Raw genomic sequence first — 18,773 nt, forward strand, 5'->3', positions numbered from 1 at the left:
CTTTATATATCGCAGTTTTCTTTATGTAAATCCTTGCTCAGCCGCATGGCACAGAAGTTGGGGCCGCACATCGTGCAATATTCACCGTCCGTCACGGCACTGTCCTTGTAATATTGAAGGGCGCGTTCCGGATCGAAAGACAGATTGAACTGGTCTTTCCAGCGGAATTCGAAGCGGGCTTTGCTCAGAGCATTGTCACGGACTTGTGCTCCGGGATGTCCCTTTGCCAGGTCGGCGGCGTGGGCGGCGATCTTATAGGTGACGACACCCGTGCGGACATCTTCCTTATCCGGTAAACCGAGATGTTCTTTCGGAGTGACGTAACAGATCATTGCTGTGCCGTGCCAGGCAATCTGGGCGGCTCCGATAGCCGATGTGATATGGTCGTAACCTGGGGCGATATCTGTTGTTAGCGGGCCTAACGTGTAGAACGGGGCATTATGGCAAGCATATTGCTGTTCTTTCATGTTCTCTTGGATCTTATTCATCGGGACATGGCCCGGACCTTCGATGATGACCTGTACAAACTGGTCCCAGGCAACCTGGGTTAACTCCCCCATCGTATGTAGTTCGGCAAATTGGGCGGCATCGTTCGCATCGTAGATGGAGCCCGGGCGAAGCCCGTCGCCGATCGAAACGGCGATATCGTACATTTTCAATATCTCGCATATTTCGGCGAAATGTGTATACAAGAAATTCTCTTCATTATGGATTTGCATCCACTTAGCCATGATTGAGCCTCCGCGTGAGACGATACCTGTCAAGCGCGTTTGTGTCAGTTCGATATGCTTTTTAAGCAAACCGGCATGGATGGTGAAATAGTCGACTCCCTGTTCAGCCTGTTCGATCAGTGTGTCGCGATAGATTTTCCAACTCAAGTCTTCTATCTTTCCGTTCACCTTTTCCAAAGCCTGGTAGATAGGGACTGTTCCCATCGGAACCGGACAGTTACGAATGATCCATTCGCGGGTTTCATGGATATTGTCTCCTGTCGAAAGATCCATCAAGGTGTCGCCTCCCCATTTGCAGCTCCATACAGCCTTTTCGATCTCTTCGTCTATACCGGACGAAAGGGCGGAGTTGCCGATATTGGTGTTGATCTTCACTAAGAATTTCCGGCCGATAATCATCGGTTCTGCTTCGGGGTGGTTGATGTTTGCTGGGATGATGGCACGCCCGGCGGCAATTTCTTTGCGGACAAATTCGGGAGTGATATATGATTTCAATCCTAACGCCTCGATCTGCTGGTTTTCGCGGATGGCGACATATTCCATTTCCGGAGTGATGATGCGCCGTTTCGCATAATACAGTTGGGTGATGTTTTTCCCCGCTTTGGCACGATAGGGTAGATGATGTTTTGGGAAACGGATGTGATCCAGTGAGGAATCAGCGAGGCGCTGCCGGCCATAATCGGAAGTCAGTTCTTCCAGGCGGATCAAGTCTTTGCGTCCTGCATACCAGGATTCGCGGATACGGGGAATGCCGTTTTGCGTATTGACCGGGATTTTCGGGTCCGAATAAGGTCCACTGGTATCATACACGATGACGGGATTGTTTTTTTTGTGGACCAACTCTCCGTTCTCATCGCGTGTGACGGTATCCAGTATTTTGATCTTTCGCATACCCACATTTATCTTATGTATCTTGCCGGGTATGTAGATCTTTTCCGATGAAGGATACGTGATACGTATTCTGTTTTTATTTGCCATAGCTGTATTATTTTATTCTTTTTATATTTCAGAATCGTCCCTGCAAGGGTCCGGTTTATGTTTGTTGATCTCCCGGATGAAACGGCGTGTCTCTTCGACCGGATCTTCAGCATTGATGATCGCTCCGGAAACGGCGATGCCTTCTATTCCTGTTTCCATCAATGGTGCAATATCTTCAAACTCGATCCCTCCGATGGCAAAGATAGGAATTTCAAGGCCAGCTTCTCTGCATTGTTCCATGATTTTTCGATACCCTTCCAACCCCAACACCGGACTCAGGTTCTTTTTGGTCTCGGTGTAGCGGTAGGGGCCCAAGCCTATGTAAGAAGCTCCTTCCCGGTCTGCTTTCAGGATATCTTCGAACGTGTTGGCTGTTGCCCCCACCAGGAAAAGATCCTCTTTCCCTTTTTCGATGATACGGTGCCAGGCTTCGGAGACCGGTATGTCGTTTTTACCTAAATGGACACAGTGAATACCGGCTTTGAAAGCCATTTCCAGATCGTCGTCCAGACAGCAGGCGCAATCCGTATCGCAGTCAAACAGGGTAAAATGGGCGATTGCTTTGGCAACTTCCAGGTTCAAATTCTCTTTCATGCGGAGCTGTACCCAAGTACAACCGCCTTTGGTCACCATCTTGACCTCATCCAGTTCTGTGTATTTATTCGTACGGTGTGTGATGAACATCAACCGATTAGTACCGGTAAAACAGGCATACCTTCCTCTACCTGCACTTGTATATAAAAAATCGTCTAATTCCATGCTTGTAGCTTTTTATATTGTGTGATAATAGAATCCTCTTTATCTGCCGAAGGGGAGTCTCCCCAAACTGCTCCCAACACGGCAGCTCCCCCGAAGCAGAAAGGGCGTAGAAGGGGAAGGGTCGTCAGGTCTATGCCTCCTAAGGCTATGACTTTATCATTGATGATCCCGGCATTGGAAGCCTGTCTGAGTGTTTCCGGCTTGAAACCGTTCCCATAACCTTCTTTGGATATGCTTTGAAAAATCGGGCTAAGAAACAGATAGTCGAGTTTCCCGAACTGTTCGAGTTCCTCGATCGAATGGCATGAACAGCTGATTGTGCCTGTAAAACCGTCTGGCGACTGGTTGTTGCGTCTGTTCAGGTGTATGCCGCCTAGGCCATATTCTATTGCCAGGTTGAAACAGTCATGAAGCACGACTTTCGGATAGTAGATATCCGGAATCCGATCCAGCAACTTGCGCAATTCATTTGCTTCGCTATCCGGTTTACGCAGGTGAAGATGTTGCATCCCTTCATCAAACAGATGTGAAAGGATGGAATCCTCTCCCTTGAAAAAATAGGGCGAAGTAATAACGATCAGCTTTTTCATACTTCTATTTTTATGAGGGGAACCGGATCGAAAAAATGATTGAGAGGTCCGTGTCCATGTCCAGTCTCAACATTGGCCCCGGCATGAAGGGCTGCCGTTATGTAATCTTTTGCCGCACGTACAGCGTCTGGCAGTTCTTTTCCTAAAGCCATATAGGCGGCGATGGCGGACGAGAGTGTGCAACCTGTACCGTGTGTATTTTGAGTCTGAATGGTCGGCACAGCCAGTCGGAGCGGAGCTTCATCGTGTGTAAACAAAATATCGGCCATTTCTTTACCTTCCAAGTGGCCGCCTTTCATCAATACGGCACGGCATCCCGAGACCAACAGCTTTTGTGCGGCCATTTCCATTTCTTCCTCGTTGCGTATCTGCATACCGGAGAGAAAGGCTGCTTCGTCAATATTTGGGGTGATCAGTGTGACGCGGTGGAAAAGTTCTTTCACGATGACTTCGATGGTTTCATCTTCTATCAGCTTGCTGCCGCTTGTCGAAATCATAACTGGGTCGAGAATGATTTTCGACGGGCAGAAATGATCGATTGAGCAGGCAACGATCCGGGCTGCTTCCCAGTTATGCAACATCCCGATCTTAACGGCATCGACGGTTAAGTCTTCGAATACGGCATGAATTTGCCCTTCGACGATTTCTGGAGAAACTGCGTGTATGCCTCTTACTCCCTGTGTGTTTTGGGCTGTGATCGATGTGATGGCAGAGGTTCCGAAGACTCCTAAAGCCGAAAATGTTTTCAGATCCGCTTGTATTCCGGCACCACCACTACTGTCTGAACCGGCAATAGTAAGTGCCACCGGATAGCGAAACGTCGTGTTTATTTTCATTTCTATATACAAAAGGAGGGAAAAAGCCTAATCTGTTCTTTCCTACGGCGGCATTACCCGCATCAGGTTCATGAGGGTATAATCTCAGCCCGTTAACAGTATGGCACCCCTTTCGGGAGACAAAGGTAGGAAGATTTTTTGTAATTGGAATATAATGTGCGTGTTTTGGAACACTCTGTAAAAAGAATCTGTTATACTTTTGCAGCGGTTTATTTAGAAACTGTTTTGATTTTTTACAAACAGCTTATTTTGCTGTTGGTTTTGTCTATGCTTTGAGTTTCTTTTGGTCATATCCGTCCCGCTCCTTCGCTAGATAGCCCGCTATCTTTCTCATTAGGGTGACGAATATGTTCCAAAAAGCTATCTCGAATCATGAGGTAAAAAATAAAAACAGTTTCTTGGGAATAAAGTAAAAATAAAAGGATAAAAAATCGTGATGGGGAAGAAGATTGTTTTTTTGCTGGCATCCTTGTTTACGGTATGGATAGCAAACGGACAGAATACTATTATAAAGGGAGTTGTAACCGATTCAATTACAGGAGAAAGATTACCTTATGTTTCTCTTATCTTTAAAGGGACGACAATTGGAACAGCGACTGACGGGGATGGCAACTTTTCATTCTCCGCTTTGACCGATGTCAAGAATTTGGAGGTATCTTATTTAGGGTATGACACGAAAGAAGTGAAGGTCATTCCGGGTAAAACGAATAATCTGAAAATAAAATTGGCTCCGAACGGGATCACGTTGAATGAGGTCGTCGTAAAGCCCAAGAAGGAGAAATACAGCAAGAAAGAGAATCCGGCCGTTAAGTTTGTAAAGCAAGTGATTGCTTCACGGGAAAGCAATGATCCGCGTAACCACGATTATTTCCAATACGATCAATATGAGAAGATGGTCTTTGCGATGAATGACTATCATCCCAAACCCAAAAAGAACGGAAAACCGGGCAAATTCGATTTTCTGATCGATTTTGTCGATACGCTTGATGTCGGTACGACTATTCTTCCGGTGTCGGAAAAGGAAAAGGTGGAATCTGTCTATTACCGTAAAGAGCCGAAGTCGGAAAAGCGTATTGTGAAAGGAAACAAGTCATCAGGTGTGGATGAGATATTCTCGCGTGATGGTATCCAGCAGTTTTTGAATGAGGTTTTCCGGGAAGTCGATATTTTCAAGAATGATATTCCTCTGTTTTTACAGAGATTTGTCAGTCCGCTGTCTACTATCGGACCGAATTATTACAAATATTATCTGCTCGATACGTTAAATGTGAACGGACAGAAATGTGTGGATTTGGGGTTTGTTCCTTTCAACTCGGAAACATTTGGTTTCACCGGCCATCTGTTTGTTACACTTGATTCTACGTTCTTTGTACAGAAGGCAATTTTGAATGTCCCCAAAGACATCAACCTGAACTTCGTTTCCGGAATGACGATCGAACAGACATTCGAACGCACGCCCGACAGTACCCGGATCATTACGAAGGACGACATCAACGTCAACTTCAAATTGAGCGAGAAATCGAAAGGTATGTATGCGCGGCGATTGAATATCTACAGCAACCATTCTTTTGATGAACCCGATGCCGAACGGGCGCTTGTGTTTAAGGAGAGTGCACCCGTCATTACGCTAAAAGACGCTTATCAGCAATCGGAGGATTTTTGGACAAGTAACCGTCCGGAGGAGGCAATAAAGAAGAATCCGAACTCGGTCGAAAAGCTGATGGCTAAATTCCGTTCTGTTCCGATCTTTTATATAACGGAGAAAGTAGTTTCAGTCCTCGTGTCCGGCTATATCCCGACGAATAAGGACCCGCTGAAAAGTAAATTTGAGTTCGGGCCCATGAACACGGCAATCAGTGGCAATGCAATCGAAGGAGCCCGTTTCCGTGTGGGAGGAACAACAACGACGGCATTTAGCAGGAACCTGTTTTTTGACGGATATATGGCGTATGGAACAAAAGATGAAAAGCTGAAATATGATGCTCTTGTCGAGTATTCGTTCAATGATCGTAAAGAATACCGTAAGGAATTTCCGCTGAACTCGATCCGCCTGGAATATATGTACGATATCAACCAGTTGGGACAGCAATACATGTATGCCAGCAAGGATAATATGTTCTTGGCCTGGAAACGCCAGAAAGATACGCGGGCCACTTATCTGCGGCAAGCTGAACTGACCTACTACCACGAACATTATAATGGTCTGGCTTATGGGGCTGTCATCCGTAACCGTCGCGAATATGCAACCGAATATGCGGTGTTTGACCGGATCGGACCGGATGGAGCCATTAGCCCGGTCAAGAGCTATGATATGACGGAACTGGAGTTGAAATTCCGTTATGCCAAGGATGAAAAGTTCTACCAGACACGTAACCTTCGCTATCCGATTACTTTCGATGCGCTGATCTTCAATTTCAGCCATGTAATGGCAAAGAAAGATTTGCTGGGTTCATCGTACGATTATCACCGTACGGATATCGGTATTCAGAAGCGTTTCTGGTTCTCGGCTTTCGGTTATGTCGATCTTATCACGAAAGCGGGAAAAGTATGGAACAAGGTTCCATATCCTTTGTTGATCCTGCCGAATGCAAATCTTTCGTATACGATCCAGCCGGAATCTTATACGAACATGAATGCGATGGAGTTCATCAGCGACGAATATGCCTCCTGGGATTTGACATATTACATGAACGGAAACTTGTTGAACCGCCTGCCGCTTGTCAAGAAGTTGAAATGGAGAGAAGTATTCTGTTTCCGCGGCCTATGGGGACATCTGACCGACAAGAACAATCCGATGAATGGGGGAGAGGGGCTGTATCTTTTCCCTAACGGTTCGTACACCTTGGGCAAAGCTCCTTATATGGAAGCCAGTATCGGCATTGAAAACATCTTTAAGTTCCTTCGCCTTGATTACGTATGGCGTTTGAACTATCGCGACCATCCGGGTATCCAGACGAAAGGGGTTCGGTTCATGATGCGAATGTCATTCTGATATTATGTTTTTTCAGGCACGGATTTCACGGACAACTGTTTTCTTTTCGTGGTGGTTTCCGTGTAATCCATGCCTAAATTATAGAAAGTTGGATTTATTTCCCTTCTTAGAAAGCCTCTGTCATATTCATATAGACCTGCATGCCCGGCTGCCCGGGTTCTTTCCCTACGTCCAGTCTGAAGTTTTTTCCCGGTTGCATCTGAAAGCGGAGGCCGGCTCCGAAATTTAGTTTCCATTTATTCCAGTCAAAAGGAGTTTCCCCGATCGTTCCGGTTCCGACCCATGCCACAAAACCGCATTTTGCCCAAAAATTCCCGCTTTTGTATTTGGCCGGAGAGCCGAACATATGACGGTATTCAACGATTCCGTAAGCCATCGACTTGTCCCGGTACTTGCCCATATAGTAACCACGAAGGTCGAAAGGAGAACCGAAAGTCGGGAGTTCCGTAAAAGGAATGTCCCCTAAGCCGATCTGGCTTTTGGCAATCCAGGCAAGCGTACTGCGTGGACGAAATACGTTTTTAAACTGTCGGTATTCAAGCTCGATGATCTCGTAGTTATAAGCGCCTCCCCAATATTTACCGAACAATTTGAAATTAGCTCCTAACAACATACCGCGCGTAGGTGTCGCCACATCATCACGAGTGTCATATTGGATAAGTCCGCCGATACCGACGTTGAAGTATTTCCTTTTGAACTGTTGGAAATAGGGATCTTCCTCCATCACCGGATTAACATCCGAAACCTTTGTGTAGTTCAAGTCAAACAAGCCGCCTAAATAAAAATGTGGGCGGACTTCCCATACGAATCGGGGGTACAATTGAAAATAGCTTCGATGAAACCGAGTAGTGGAATCACCCCTTTCGAGATTCTCCGCCTTTTCAAATCCTTTCCCGTAATAGTGTGAAGGCTCGTTCCGATAACCATAATTCATATAGATACGGAAACGGTTTTCATTGAAGAAAAACGTTCCAGCGCCAGCTACAACAATGGTCCCATTTATAGACAGGTTCAAACCGGCAGGCAGGAAAGAACGTTGGGAAATAGTGTCTTGTTTATTCATTCGGAAGCTGGCAAGGACGGCACCACCCACACCGAACGAAGCTTCTGGTGTATATGAAGGACCGCCCAGTACAGACCACCATATGTTTTTGTGGGCCCGGATGGAATCTTTACGCAATTGACGATAGTAACGTTTCAACTGCTTTTCGTTCAATTCCACTCCGTCTACGATGACAGTCTTCTTTCGAGGCACGGTATCTGAAGGAGTCATTATTTCTTCAGAGGAGAGCGCAACGATATCGCGTTGTTCCTGAGCCTTTGCTGGCAAAGAAATCGCAAGTAAAGAGGCTCCCGCAAATACAACAATATATTTAAGCATTGACTAATCCTATTAATGAGGGCAAATGTAGAAAAAAAATCGGATTTATTTCAGAGGGGCAAACGGAACCAAAAGGTCAGCCTTTCATCTTGCTGTAGATCTACATCTATTATTCCCCCGAATTTGTCGGTAATCATGGCAATATAGCATGGGCTGTACAAAAAACGATTGTTTGTGTAAACAAACCATGTGTATTAATTGTTATTAATTTAGAGATATTGTTTAATAACAGAACCTGGCAACCTTAAGAAGTCCTGACTGGCAGGCACACGAAGATGAAAATTCAGTTTGAAATTAAGGAAAAATTGCCTGAGATTATTGCAGAAATAATGCATTCAGACAAGTGGCAAACGAAAATTCTTGAAAAAATGCATGGACTGGAGCGGATAACGATCAAGGATCCGAACTATAAGTCAGAAGCTTGTATCGAAATCTGGCAACATGAAATCCATATCCGGACAGCATGGTCCAATTATACTTATCGTATTTTTACGCGTGGAAATGCCGTCTGGTGTGAATACATCGGAGCCTATCGCGGTTTACTCGAACAGAAGCTCTTGCCGTCTCTTACCCCCAAAATGAATATTTTGGATTCGGAAGTAGTGGAAAGTTCATTAACTGGGAATAAGAGGCAGACCTTGCGTACTTATAGTTCGGAGAACTTGAAATTGAAGAACTTCCGTCGCGATAATTTCAAAGAAGAATATAATGTCACATCTCCGCAGGATCATCCGACTGTTGTATATGACGAATATATAAAGGAAGGGATGCCAATGCCTTCTCCCTATGGGGACAGTCAGCAAAGTAAATAACTACAAAAAGAAAGCACTTGGCTTCAGAACCAAATGCTTTCTTTTTGTAGTTATTTGTCACTTTCGACAATATCTGTGTCGGTCGGTATCTAAAGTTCCAGCGATGAAATTGTCCCACTGCCATAAGTTCTGGTTTATCGACAGACAGGTATATGTGAAATAAGATTAATGATATGTTGCAAAACATATCATTTTCGATCTGTTTATGCGATAAAACATATAAAAAACCTTGCTTTTCGGCTGAAAAGTGTTATATCATTTGGCTAAATAGGGCTTTTGCCTGTATATTTGCAGCCGTTAAAAACAAGAAAGCGATCCTTTAGCGAAGGTGAAGCCCTTGTTTATTTCCTGAAAATCAGGAGTCGGAGAAAAAGGCAATTAAAGGATGCTCCGATTAAGTTTAACATAAAAATGATGATATGAAAGTAAGAGCTTATGTTCTCTTTGTTGCGGTTGCATTGCTTGCTGTGTCTGCCGGAACTAAAAACGCAAAGCCGACAGTCGGCATTAACCCTGGCGACTTTGCTCCGAGAATAGAGTCTTTAGGAACCGAGAGCAATTTCAGTTTTCAAAATCATTCAGGACGTTACACATTGCTGAATTTCTGGGCAACTTACGATGCTGAATCGCGGGCTCGTAACGTTCAATTATGGAATGAAGTCAACAAGTTGAGTTCAGACAAGATTGCAATGTATTCGATCTCTTTAGACGAGAAAGAATCCATTTTTACTGAAACGGTAAAAGCCGACAAATTGGAAGGTACAAAGCAATTTCATGAAGAACTTGGCAGAAAGTCAGAATTGTTTGGGAAGTATAACCTGCAAAAGGGATTCTGTAACTTCCTGATTGACGACAAGGGGGTTATTATTGCTGCCAATGTAGCCCCGGAAGATCTGACGAAGGTATTGAAGAAGGGTTAATCAGCAGATTATTAGCAAAAAAGAGTTGTCCTTATCAAAAGGGGCAGCTCTTTTTTTATTATATTAGTCTATTTTGTTGATTCTTCTTAGTAAGTAGTGCGGTGCGTATGCACTGTTTAATGGTGCCTTTGTCATCATATCCTCGGCAACTGTTCATCACTGAGCATATCGACGATCCTGTAATTGCCATACAACGTTTTCATTTTAACCAGTGCATAGCCTTTTTCCTGAATACAGCCGATAACAGCTGCGTTCTTTCCTTCCGGATAATTCTGCATGACGGCAAGAGCCTGCTCCGTCTTTTCATCCGGTAAGATCACCAGCACCAGTCCTTCGTTGGCGATATGAAGCGGATCAAGTCCTAAAATCTCTGAAGCGCCGCGCACGGCATCGGGAATCGGGAGCAATGTGGACACCTTTGGGAACGACGCCGATTACGCATCCGCCATGATCTTGTTCCAACAAGGATTTGCGGAAAGCAGGATAGAAGATGCTGCTTATCAGTTGGTGCGTCATTCGTCCGCCGCCACCGTGTGCCAATAACACACAGTCGGAATCGGAGAAAGGAATGGGACAATTTGTCGTTATCATATTCTGTATCTATTTATATCTATAGTAAGCAGCACAAACCCCTTCCGAAGAAACCATCGGTGCACCGATCGGATGCTCGGGTGTGCAAATCGTTCCAAAGAAAGGGCAGTCTTTCGTTTGTTTTGTTCCTCGCATAATATCACCAGCGATGCACTGTCTCTTTTCCACGCTCGACGCAAGATCGTCAAAGCACTTTTTATACGCCTCCGTGTCTGCCGAGAGAAGAAGGTATGAGGCATCCTTGTGAAAGGGATTACATTTGTCAAAACATAAATGAAGAAGATGAAAGAGGAGGAAGTTGTCATATCAGTCCTGACCATTCAAGGTTTGGTACAAAGTGTCGGTTTCCGTCCGTTTATCTATCGGATCGCCAGTGAAATGAATATCTGTGGAGAAGTGGACAACCGGAATAATGGGGTCTGTATCCGTACGGCCCTTACTCCCGTGCAACGGGAACTCTTCATCGAACGCATACGTCGCGAACATCCGAAGGTGGCTTCCATACATAGGATAACCGTTTCGGAAAGGATAGAAGTTAGGAATCCATATATGGGTTTTCGTATTACTCCCAGTCGGTCGGAATCGGACGAGGTGACGCAGGTTGCTCCCGATATTGCCGTCTGTCCCGAATGCTTACGTGACCGGAAGACACAAGCGCAGCGCTTGCAATACCCTTTTGTCAACTGTGCGCATTGCGGACCTCGTTTTTCTATCATCCGTGATCTGCCTTATGATAGGAGCCGAACAACCATGTCAGCTTTCTCGATGTGTCCGTCCTGCCGAAAAGAATATATAACGGTCAGCGACCGGCGTTTTCATGCTGAGCCTGTTGCCTGTAACCATTGCGGTCCGTCTTATTACGCCTTATATAATAAGGTAAAGGTAACAGACTATTCGGAACTGCTCAACCTTTCATCCCGTTTGCTTCGTGAGGGTGAAGTGATTGCCGCGAAAGGGATAGGAGGCTATCACCTGATTTGTGATGCGAGGAGTGAAAAGGCGGCATGCCTTTTGCCGTACTGTTTCGGGATATAGAGAATATCCGCCGATACGTTTTCTCGAATGGGGTGGAAGAAAAGGCTTTGCTTTCCTGGCGTCGCCCGATCGTTCTGTTGAAGCAACTCCGGCTGTTGGCTTCGTCCGTCAATCCGGGAATGGAGACATTAGGATGTATGCTTCCTTATATGCCGCTCCATTCCGATTGGTTTGAACGGTTGGATACACCCGCATTGGTGATGACGAGTGGCAATATCAGCGAATGTCCGATAACCATTACCCCCGAAGAGGCAGAAAAGCAATTGGCCGGTAAAATACCCCTCTTGCTCCACCATAACCGGGTGGATGACTCTGTGTTACAGGTCTGTGGCGGTCAGTCCTGCTTGATACGTCGTTCGCGAGGATATGTGCCGGAACCGTTCTTTGCTGACGTTCCGGTTGAAGGAATCTTGGCTTTCAGAGCCGAAAAGGTAAATACGTTTGCTTTAGGGGAGGGAGAAACGATTCTGCAAAGCCAGTATATCGGTGACCTAAAGAATTGGGAGACCTTTCGATTCTATAAGGAATCACTTGAACGTTTTCAACATCTTTTTCGTTTCCGGCCATCCCTTTTGGTCTGCGATCTGCACCCTGACTATCTTTCCAGTGCGGGCCGGTTGCGTCTGCGATGTCTCCACGCATCAGGCGGAAGCACCTGTTAAGCTGGAACAACTGGCTTCCGATGAATATCAAAGTCGTTATTCTGTTTTAATAGAAAAGGAGTCTATCTCCATGCGTCCCGTATTGGAAGGAATATTGGAAGATCTGGCAGCCGGAGTTCCGGTAACCTGGTTATCCGCCCGTTTTCATAATACGTTGGCATGGCTTTTGGTAGAGATGGCAAAACAGTACAGGATGCAGACCGGAACGGACAAAGTCGTGATCTCAGGTGGCTGTTTTCAGAATAAACGTCTGACGGAACAGTTGCAGCGCATGTTTGCCGAAGCTGGTATCCCGCTGTTCGTACCGGGACATATACCCTGTAATGACGGAGGTGTGGCGGTCGGGCAACTGGCAATAGCGGCTTCCCGGAAGAGGCAGTTATAGTATGAATGCAAAACATATATGTTTTGAAAACGAATCATATATGTTTTGATTGCAAAACACCTATGTTTTAAATGAAGTAGTTATATCGTTAAAGTTATGCATGAATTGTCGATCGCTCAAAGTATCGTTCAGCTATCCAAACAGCAGGCTCGCGAACATCATTCTTCGCAGATAGAAGAAGTGGAGCTTGAGATAGGGTGTCTTGCCGGAGTATAGCTGCAAACATTGGAGTTTGCGATGGAAAGTGCAGTTAAAGGCACTTTGCTTGAAAAAGCGAAGATAATCCGCCGCTATGTAGACGGAGAAGGGCAGTGCTACGATTGCGAAACGGTCTTTCCTATCGGGAATTTGTTTTCTCCCTGTCCTAATTGTGGTTCTTATTTGATAAATATAACAAAAGGGCGGGAACTTCGGATTAAATCAATTGTTATAAAATAAAAAGACAAACGCTTATGTGTGGAACTTGCGGATGCGGAGAGCATCATCATCACGATCACCTTCATGACCATGAATACTGGCACGGACATGAACATCACCACCGTCATCACGGTGAAGGGAAAGTAATAACGCTGGAACAGGATATTCTCCAGCGCAATAATCTGTTGGCTGAACGTAACAGAGGCTATTTTGAGGCGAAATATATTTTTTGTCTGAATCTGATGAGTTCTCCAGGTTCCGGCAAAACGACATTATTGGAAGAAACGATACGCCAGTTGAATTCTGATGCCACTCTCGTTTGTCCTGCCATGTTCGATTTGGGAGAAGCGAAGAAAGTCGTTATCGTCAGTACCACCGAAGGGGATGACAAGCCGTTGAAATATCCTCATATCTTCTTGGAGGCAGATATCTGTGTGATCAACAAAATCGATTTGGCGCCTTATCTGGATACGGATGTGGAGACGTTGCGGAATAATGCCTTGAAAGTAAACCACCACTTGCAACTATTCGAAGTGTCTGCGACAAAAGGCACAGGAATGGATGCCTGGTGTGATTGGTTGGTGAAAGAGTGTGCAAAATGTAAATAATTTACCCCAGATTTGATGGATAAACGGAGAAATAGACTATATTTGTTCCCGTTCATTGAATCAATTTAATCAAAATGTCATGATTAACCGAGAATTAATTAATCCTCAGAGCATCGTAGTGGTGGGAGGATCCAATAATGTACATAAACCGGGTGGCCGTTTGGTTCGCAATCTACTAGACGGGAAGTATAAAGGCGAACTATATGTCGTAAATGCTAAAGAAGACGATGTGCAGGGCCTGAAATCCTATCATTCAGTGCATGATATCCCAGAGACGGAACTGGCAATCATTTCTATTCCCGGTCCGGCCTGTCCGGAAGCTGTGGATGTGCTTGCCAAACAGAAAAACGTAAAGGCGTTCATTGTCATTTCGGCTGGTTTCGGAGAGGAAACGCATGAAGGGGCGATTCTGGAAGAACAGATGCTGAAAAGTATTAACGAAGCCGGTGCTTCATTGATCGGTCCGAATTGCATCGGTCTGATGAATATGCATTATCATGGTGTTTTTACTCAGCCGATTCCCGAATTTCATGCAGACGGGGTCGATTTTATTTCCAGTTCTGGCGGTACGGCACTTTTCATTATTGAATCGGCTCTGACAAAAGGACTCCGTTTTTCTTCGGTTTGGTCTGTCGGTAACTCCAAGCAGATCGGAGTGGAAGAAGTGATCGAATATATGGATCGCAACTTTGACCCGGTCCTTGACTCCAAAATAAAGATGCTCTATATCGAGCAGATCAAAAATCCGGATAAGCTCTTGTATCATGCTTCTTCCCTGATTCGCAAGGGTTGTCATATCGCAGCTATAAAAGCGGGTAGTACGGATGTCGGTAAGCGTGCCGCATCTTCCCACACAGGAGCGATTGCCAACTCGGACTCGGCGGTGGAAGCCCTGTTTCGCAAAGCGGGTATTGTGCGTTGTTTCAGCCGTGAAGAATTAACAACCGTTGCCAGTATCTTTACCTTGAAAGAAGTGAAGGGTAAAAACTGTGCGATTATCACGCATGCCGGAGGTCCGGCAGTAATGTTGGCGGATGCACTGGAAAAGGGACGGCTGAACGTTCCTAAGCTGGACGGTCCGCTTGCCGCAGAATTGAAATCCAAACTATATCCGGGAGCTGCTGTCGGCAATCCGATAGATATTATCGGTACAGGTACTCCCGAACATTTGGCCACCGCTATCGATTTCTGTGAGAACTGTTTCGAAGATATTGACCTGATGATGGTTATCTTTGGCAGTCCGGGTTTGGTAAAATTATACGATACTTATGAAGTGCTTCATAAGAAAATGGAGGAGTGCAAGAAGCCGATTTTTCCGGTATTGCCATCCATCGTAACAGCGGGTCCGGAAGTGAAAAGTTTCGTGAAGAAAGGTCATGTGAACTTTTCGGATGAAGTGACGTTGGGTACAGCCCTCTCGCGTGTGCTCAACACGCCGAAGCCCATGAGTACGGATATACAGTTGTATGGTGTTGACGTGCCCGAAGTTCGCCGTATTATCGACCGGTTGCCGGGCAGCGGTTATTTGAATCCTGAAGAAGTCCGTACTTTGCTGAAAGCGGCCCAGATACCGTTGGTAGAAGAGTTCACGTCGACTGACCGCGACGAACTGGTCGCTTTCGCCAAGAGAGTTAAGTTCCCGGTTGTAGCCAAGGTAGTCGGTCCTATACATAAGAGCGATATGGGGGGCGTTGCCTTGAATATCCGAAGTGAGGAGCATCTGATATTCGAATATGAACGGATGATGCGTCTGCCTGATGTGACGGCCGTTATGGTACAACCGATGTTGAAAGGGCAGGAGTTGTTCTTAGGAGCTAAGTATGAAGACCGGTTCGGTCATGTCGTGCTTTGCGGTCTGGGAGGCATTTTTGTCGAAGTGCTGAAAGACGTCTCTTATGGTCTATCACCTCTGTCGTATGACGAAACTTATTCCATGATCCGTTCCCTGCGCGGTTATCCTATTATAAAGGGAACACGCGGCCAGCGGGGAGTGGATGAACAGCAGTATGCGGATATCATAGTCCGCCTGTCCACATTGCTCCGTTTTGCATCCGAAATCAAGGAAATGGACATCAATCCTCTTGTTGCGACTGAGCGGGGGTTGTTTGCCGTAGATGCACGTATACGAATTGAGAAGTGATTGATCTTGGATAAATTTCTGATACTAAATGTCCTGTATTCCGAAAGTCTTATAAAAAACTTTTGGAATACAGGACATTTCTTTTAGGCTTTAAAAATTCCCGCACGCAAATGTAGTTATTTACCGAATATGGATGGTAAAAAATAGTTGTAAAACATCTAAAATTATTTAACCATACATGCGAATGCGATCTTTAAATAGCATATATTTGCAGCATTGCAATCTGGAGATAGCAAAACTAAAATCTAAAATTAAATACTGTCGAATATGGAAAGAAAAAGAGTTTACACATTCGGAAATGGAAAAGCCGAAGGTAAAGCAGATATGAGAAATCTGCTGGGTGGTAAAGGTGCTAACCTTGCCGAAATGAATCTGATTGGTGTTCCGGTTCCTCCGGGTTTTACTATTACCACAGAAGTATGTTCCGAATATTATGATTTAGGAAAAGACAAAGTGGTTGAATTGTTGAAATCAGACGTTGAAAAGGCAATCGCCAATATTGAGACGTTGATGAATTCAAAGTTTGGAGATGTTGCCAATCCGTTGTTGGTATCCGTTCGTTCCGGTGCACGTGCATCTATGCCGGGTATGATGGACACAATCCTGAATTTAGGTTTGAACGATGAAGTGGTGGAAGGACTAAGCCGTAAGACGAACAATCCTCGGTTTGCATGGGATTCATATCGCCGTTTCGTACAAATGTACGGAGACGTCGTGTTGGGTATGAAACCGACCAACAAGGAAGATATCGATCCATTTGAAGCAATTATCGAAGAAGTCAAGGAAGCGAAAGGAGTGAAGCTTGACAATGAACTGGATGTGGAGGATCTGAAAGCACTGGTCGCTAAATTCAAAATGGCTGTCAAGGCTCAGACTGGTAAGGATTTCCCGACTTCCGCCTATGAACAACTTTGGGGCGCCATTTGTGCTGTGTTTGACAGCTGGATGAACGAACGCGCTATCCTCTATCGTAAGATGGAAGGGATTCCTGCCGAATGGGGCACGGCTGTCAGCGTACAGGCTATGGTGTTCGGCAATATGGGCGATACTTCCGCTACCGGTGTATGTTTCTCTCGTGATGCCGGTAACGGAGAAGACCTCTTCAATGGTGAATACTTGATCAACGCACAAGGCGAAGACGTGGTGGCTGGTATCCGTACACCGCAACAGATCACGAAGATTGGTTCGCAGCGTTGGGCGGAACGTGCTGGTATTTCAGAAGAAGACCGCGTCGCCAAATATCCTTCAATGGAAGAAGCCATGCCGGAAATCTATAGGCAACTGGACGAACTGCAAACAAAGCTGGAAAACCATTATCATGATATGCAGGATATGGAATTCACCGTGCAGGAAGGAAAACTGTGGTTCCTGCAAACCCGTAACGGAAAACGTACCGGTGCTGCAATGGTTAAAATCGCAATCGACTTGTTGCATCAAGGTATGATTGACGAGAAGACAGCATTGAAACGTATCGAACCGAATAAACTGGATGAACTGCTTCACCCGGTATTCGACAAGGTGGCCGAGAAACAGGCGAAAGTTTGGGTGAAAGGCTTGCCGGCATCTCCGGGAGCGGCAACAGGGCAGATCGTGTTCTTCGCCGATGATGCGGCAAAATGGCATGCTGACGGAAAGAAGATCGTAATGGTCCGTATCGAAACATCCCCTGAGGACCTGGCTGGTATGGCTGTTGCTGAAGGTATTCTGACTGCTCGTGGTGGTATGACTTCGCATGCTGCCGTTGTTGCACGCGGTATGGGTAAATGCTGCGTATCCGGTGCCGGAGCTTTGGAAATCGATTATAAGAATAAGACCGTAGAAGTCGATGGTATTAAGCTGAAAGAAGGCGACTATATTTCTATAAACGGTACGACCGGTACGGTTTATGTCGGAAAGGTAGAGACGAAGGCTGCCGAACTGTCCGGTGATTTTGCCGAATTGATGACTTTGGCAGATAAATATACGAAGTTACAGGTTCGCACGAATGCCGATACTCCGCACGATGCTACGATCGCACGCAATTTCGGTGCTGTAGGTATTGGTTTGTGCCGCACGGAACATATGTTCTTCGAAGGTGAAAAAATCAAAGCCATGCGTGAAATGATCCTGGCGGAAGATGCGGAAGGACGTAAGAATGCACTGGCAAAGATCCTGCCTTACCAGAAGGAGGACTTCAAAGGTATTTTCAAGGCAATGGCAGGTTGTCCGGTAACCGTGCGTCTGCTCGATCCTCCTTTGCATGAATTCGTTCCTCACGATCTGAAAGGTCAGGAAGAAATGGCTGAAGCAATGGGCGTATCGGTAAAAGAGATCCAGAAACGAGTTGAATCATTATGTGAACATAACCCGATGTTAGGACATCGTGGTTGCCGTTTGGGTAACACATATCCCGAAATCACAGAAATGCAGACACGTGCCATTTTGGGAGCCGCTCTTGAACTGAAGAAGGAAGGTATTGAAGCTAAACCTGAAATCATGGTTCCGCTGACGGGTATCTTATACGAATTCAAGGAACAAGAAAAAGTGATCCGTAAAGCTGCCGCACAGTTGTTTGAAGAAATGGGAGACAGCATCGACTTCAAGGTCGGTACGATGATCGAAATTCCGCGTGCGGCATTGACTGCCGACCGTATTGCTTCTTCTGCCGAGTTCTTCTCGTTCGGTACAAACGACTTGACACAGATGACCTTCGGTTACTCTCGCGACGATATCGCTTCCTTCCTGCCTGTTTATTTGGAAAAGAAGATTCTGAAAGTCGATCCGTTCCAAGTTCTCGATCAGAATGGAGTGGGACAGTTGGTGCGTATGGCAACAGAAAAGGGACGTGCTATCCGCCCGGATCTGAAATGTGGTATCTGTGGCGAACATGGCGGTGAACCTTCTTCTGTGAAGTTCTGCCACAAAGTAGGACTGAACTATGTATCCTGTTCACCCTT

At 45.6% G+C, this 18,773-nt stretch carries 13 protein-coding genes and 3 pseudogenes; 8 read left to right on the forward strand and 8 right to left on the reverse strand.

The genetic code is table 11. The features are described from left to right. Nucleotides 1–2: 2 nt before the first annotated feature. The 4 genes from thiC to thiD are packed head-to-tail and all read right to left on the reverse strand — an operon-like array spanning nucleotide 3 to nucleotide 3,894. Nucleotides 3–1,709 (reverse strand): phosphomethylpyrimidine synthase ThiC, encoded by a 1,707-nt coding sequence (thiC, locus tag BHV83_RS09925; RefSeq protein WP_022322977.1) that lies wholly within the window; start codon nucleotides 1,707–1,709, stop codon nucleotides 3–5. A 21-nt stretch (nucleotides 1,710–1,730) separates the two neighbouring features. Further along, nucleotides 1,731–2,468: a thiamine phosphate synthase gene (locus BHV83_RS09930; protein ID WP_005641871.1), complete on the reverse strand. Its 738-nt coding sequence runs from the start codon at nucleotides 2,466–2,468 to the stop codon at nucleotides 1,731–1,733. Next, the gene (locus BHV83_RS09935; protein WP_046452612.1) at nucleotides 2,459–3,058 is read right to left on the reverse strand and encodes a thiamine phosphate synthase; all 600 of its coding nucleotides are present in this window, start codon (nucleotides 3,056–3,058) and stop codon (nucleotides 2,459–2,461) included. The genes BHV83_RS09930 and BHV83_RS09935 overlap by 10 nt, the downstream gene beginning before the upstream one ends. Continuing rightward, nucleotides 3,055–3,894, reverse strand: coding sequence for a bifunctional hydroxymethylpyrimidine kinase/phosphomethylpyrimidine kinase (thiD, locus tag BHV83_RS09940; protein ID WP_022322980.1), 840 nt, complete (start codon nucleotides 3,892–3,894; stop codon nucleotides 3,055–3,057). Before thiD ends, BHV83_RS09935 begins: the two co-directional genes overlap by 4 nt. A 436-nt stretch (nucleotides 3,895–4,330) precedes the next feature. Here thiD and BHV83_RS09945 point away from each other — a divergent pair, with 436 nt between their 5' ends. Continuing rightward, the gene (locus BHV83_RS09945; RefSeq protein ID WP_005641880.1) at nucleotides 4,331–6,886 is read left to right on the forward strand and encodes a DUF5686 and carboxypeptidase-like regulatory domain-containing protein; all 2,556 of its coding nucleotides are present in this window, start codon (nucleotides 4,331–4,333) and stop codon (nucleotides 6,884–6,886) included. 106 nt (nucleotides 6,887–6,992) lie between these two features. Here BHV83_RS09945 and BHV83_RS09950 read toward each other — a convergent pair whose 3' ends face one another. Further along, on the reverse strand, nucleotides 6,993–8,267 hold the full coding sequence (locus tag BHV83_RS09950) for a BamA/TamA family outer membrane protein (RefSeq protein WP_005641882.1): 1,275 nt from the start codon (nucleotides 8,265–8,267) through the stop codon (nucleotides 6,993–6,995). Between the two features lie 275 nt (nucleotides 8,268–8,542). Between BHV83_RS09950 and BHV83_RS09955 the strand changes: the two genes are divergently transcribed. Further along, nucleotides 8,543–9,079 (forward strand): hypothetical protein, encoded by a 537-nt coding sequence (locus tag BHV83_RS09955; RefSeq protein WP_005641883.1) that lies wholly within the window; start codon nucleotides 8,543–8,545, stop codon nucleotides 9,077–9,079. Between the two features lie 419 nt (nucleotides 9,080–9,498). After that, a complete protein-coding gene (locus BHV83_RS09960; protein ID WP_005641889.1) occupies nucleotides 9,499–9,999 on the forward strand; it encodes a thioredoxin family protein in 501 nt (166 codons plus the stop codon). A gap of 134 nt (nucleotides 10,000–10,133) precedes the next feature. Here the strand turns inward: BHV83_RS09960 and BHV83_RS09965 are convergent, their stop codons facing one another. From BHV83_RS09965 to BHV83_RS09975, 3 genes and pseudogenes are all read right to left on the reverse strand, one after another. Beyond that, a complete protein-coding gene (locus BHV83_RS09965; protein WP_046452613.1) occupies nucleotides 10,134–10,406 on the reverse strand; it encodes an AIR synthase-related protein in 273 nt (90 codons plus the stop codon). Further along, nucleotides 10,354–10,590 (reverse strand): hypothetical protein, encoded by a 237-nt coding sequence (locus BHV83_RS09970; RefSeq protein WP_005649327.1) that lies wholly within the window; start codon nucleotides 10,588–10,590, stop codon nucleotides 10,354–10,356. Before BHV83_RS09970 ends, BHV83_RS09965 begins: the two co-directional genes overlap by 53 nt. Before the next feature lie 9 nt (nucleotides 10,591–10,599). Beyond that, nucleotides 10,600–10,833, reverse strand: a pseudogene (locus BHV83_RS09975) (hydrogenase formation protein HypD); the annotation flags it as partial. 39 nt (nucleotides 10,834–10,872) lie between these two features. Here BHV83_RS09975 and BHV83_RS21760 point away from each other — a divergent pair. From BHV83_RS21760 to ppdK, 5 genes and pseudogenes are all read left to right on the forward strand, one after another. Beyond that, nucleotides 10,873–12,672: pseudogene (locus BHV83_RS21760) on the forward strand (Kae1-like domain-containing protein). Nucleotides 12,673–12,768: 96 nt separating this feature from the next. After that, a pseudogene (hypA, locus tag BHV83_RS09995) lies at nucleotides 12,769–13,110 on the forward strand (hydrogenase maturation nickel metallochaperone HypA). A gap of 14 nt (nucleotides 13,111–13,124) precedes the next feature. Beyond that, nucleotides 13,125–13,697, forward strand: a complete 573-nt coding sequence (locus BHV83_RS10000; protein ID WP_005641903.1) for a P-loop NTPase family protein — start codon at nucleotides 13,125–13,127, stop codon at nucleotides 13,695–13,697. Nucleotides 13,698–13,776: 79 nt separating this feature from the next. Beyond that, nucleotides 13,777–15,837: an acetate--CoA ligase family protein gene (locus tag BHV83_RS10005; RefSeq protein ID WP_005641906.1), complete on the forward strand. Its 2,061-nt coding sequence runs from the start codon at nucleotides 13,777–13,779 to the stop codon at nucleotides 15,835–15,837. Between the two features lie 267 nt (nucleotides 15,838–16,104). Next, on the forward strand, nucleotides 16,105–18,773 hold a 2,669-nt coding region (gene ppdK / locus BHV83_RS10010), incomplete at its 3' end, for a pyruvate, phosphate dikinase (RefSeq protein ID WP_286757457.1).

The sequence above is a fragment of the Parabacteroides sp. merdae-related_45_40 genome (assembly GCF_001915675.1).

Excerpts from the sequence above, each read along its gene's own strand:
- thiC (WP_022322977.1), bottom strand. The coding sequence starts at position 1,709 with ATGGCAAATAAAAACAGAATACGTATCACGTATCCTTCATCGGAAAAG.
- BHV83_RS09930 (WP_005641871.1), bottom strand. The coding sequence starts at position 2,468 with ATGGAATTAGACGATTTTTTATATACAAGTGCAGGTAGAGGAAGGTAT.
- BHV83_RS09935 (WP_046452612.1), bottom strand. The coding sequence starts at position 3,058 with ATGAAAAAGCTGATCGTTATTACTTCGCCCTATTTTTTCAAGGGAGAG.
- thiD (WP_022322980.1), bottom strand. The coding sequence starts at position 3,894 with ATGAAAATAAACACGACGTTTCGCTATCCGGTGGCACTTACTATTGCC.
- BHV83_RS09945 (WP_005641880.1), top strand. The coding sequence starts at position 4,331 with ATGGGGAAGAAGATTGTTTTTTTGCTGGCATCCTTGTTTACGGTATGG.
- BHV83_RS09950 (WP_005641882.1), bottom strand. The coding sequence starts at position 8,267 with ATGCTTAAATATATTGTTGTATTTGCGGGAGCCTCTTTACTTGCGATT.
- BHV83_RS09955 (WP_005641883.1), top strand. The coding sequence starts at position 8,543 with ATGAAAATTCAGTTTGAAATTAAGGAAAAATTGCCTGAGATTATTGCA.
- BHV83_RS09960 (WP_005641889.1), top strand. The coding sequence starts at position 9,499 with ATGAAAGTAAGAGCTTATGTTCTCTTTGTTGCGGTTGCATTGCTTGCT.
- BHV83_RS09970 (WP_005649327.1), bottom strand. The coding sequence starts at position 10,590 with ATGATAACGACAAATTGTCCCATTCCTTTCTCCGATTCCGACTGTGTG.
- BHV83_RS10000 (WP_005641903.1), top strand. The coding sequence starts at position 13,125 with ATGTGTGGAACTTGCGGATGCGGAGAGCATCATCATCACGATCACCTT.
- BHV83_RS10005 (WP_005641906.1), top strand. The coding sequence starts at position 13,777 with ATGATTAACCGAGAATTAATTAATCCTCAGAGCATCGTAGTGGTGGGA.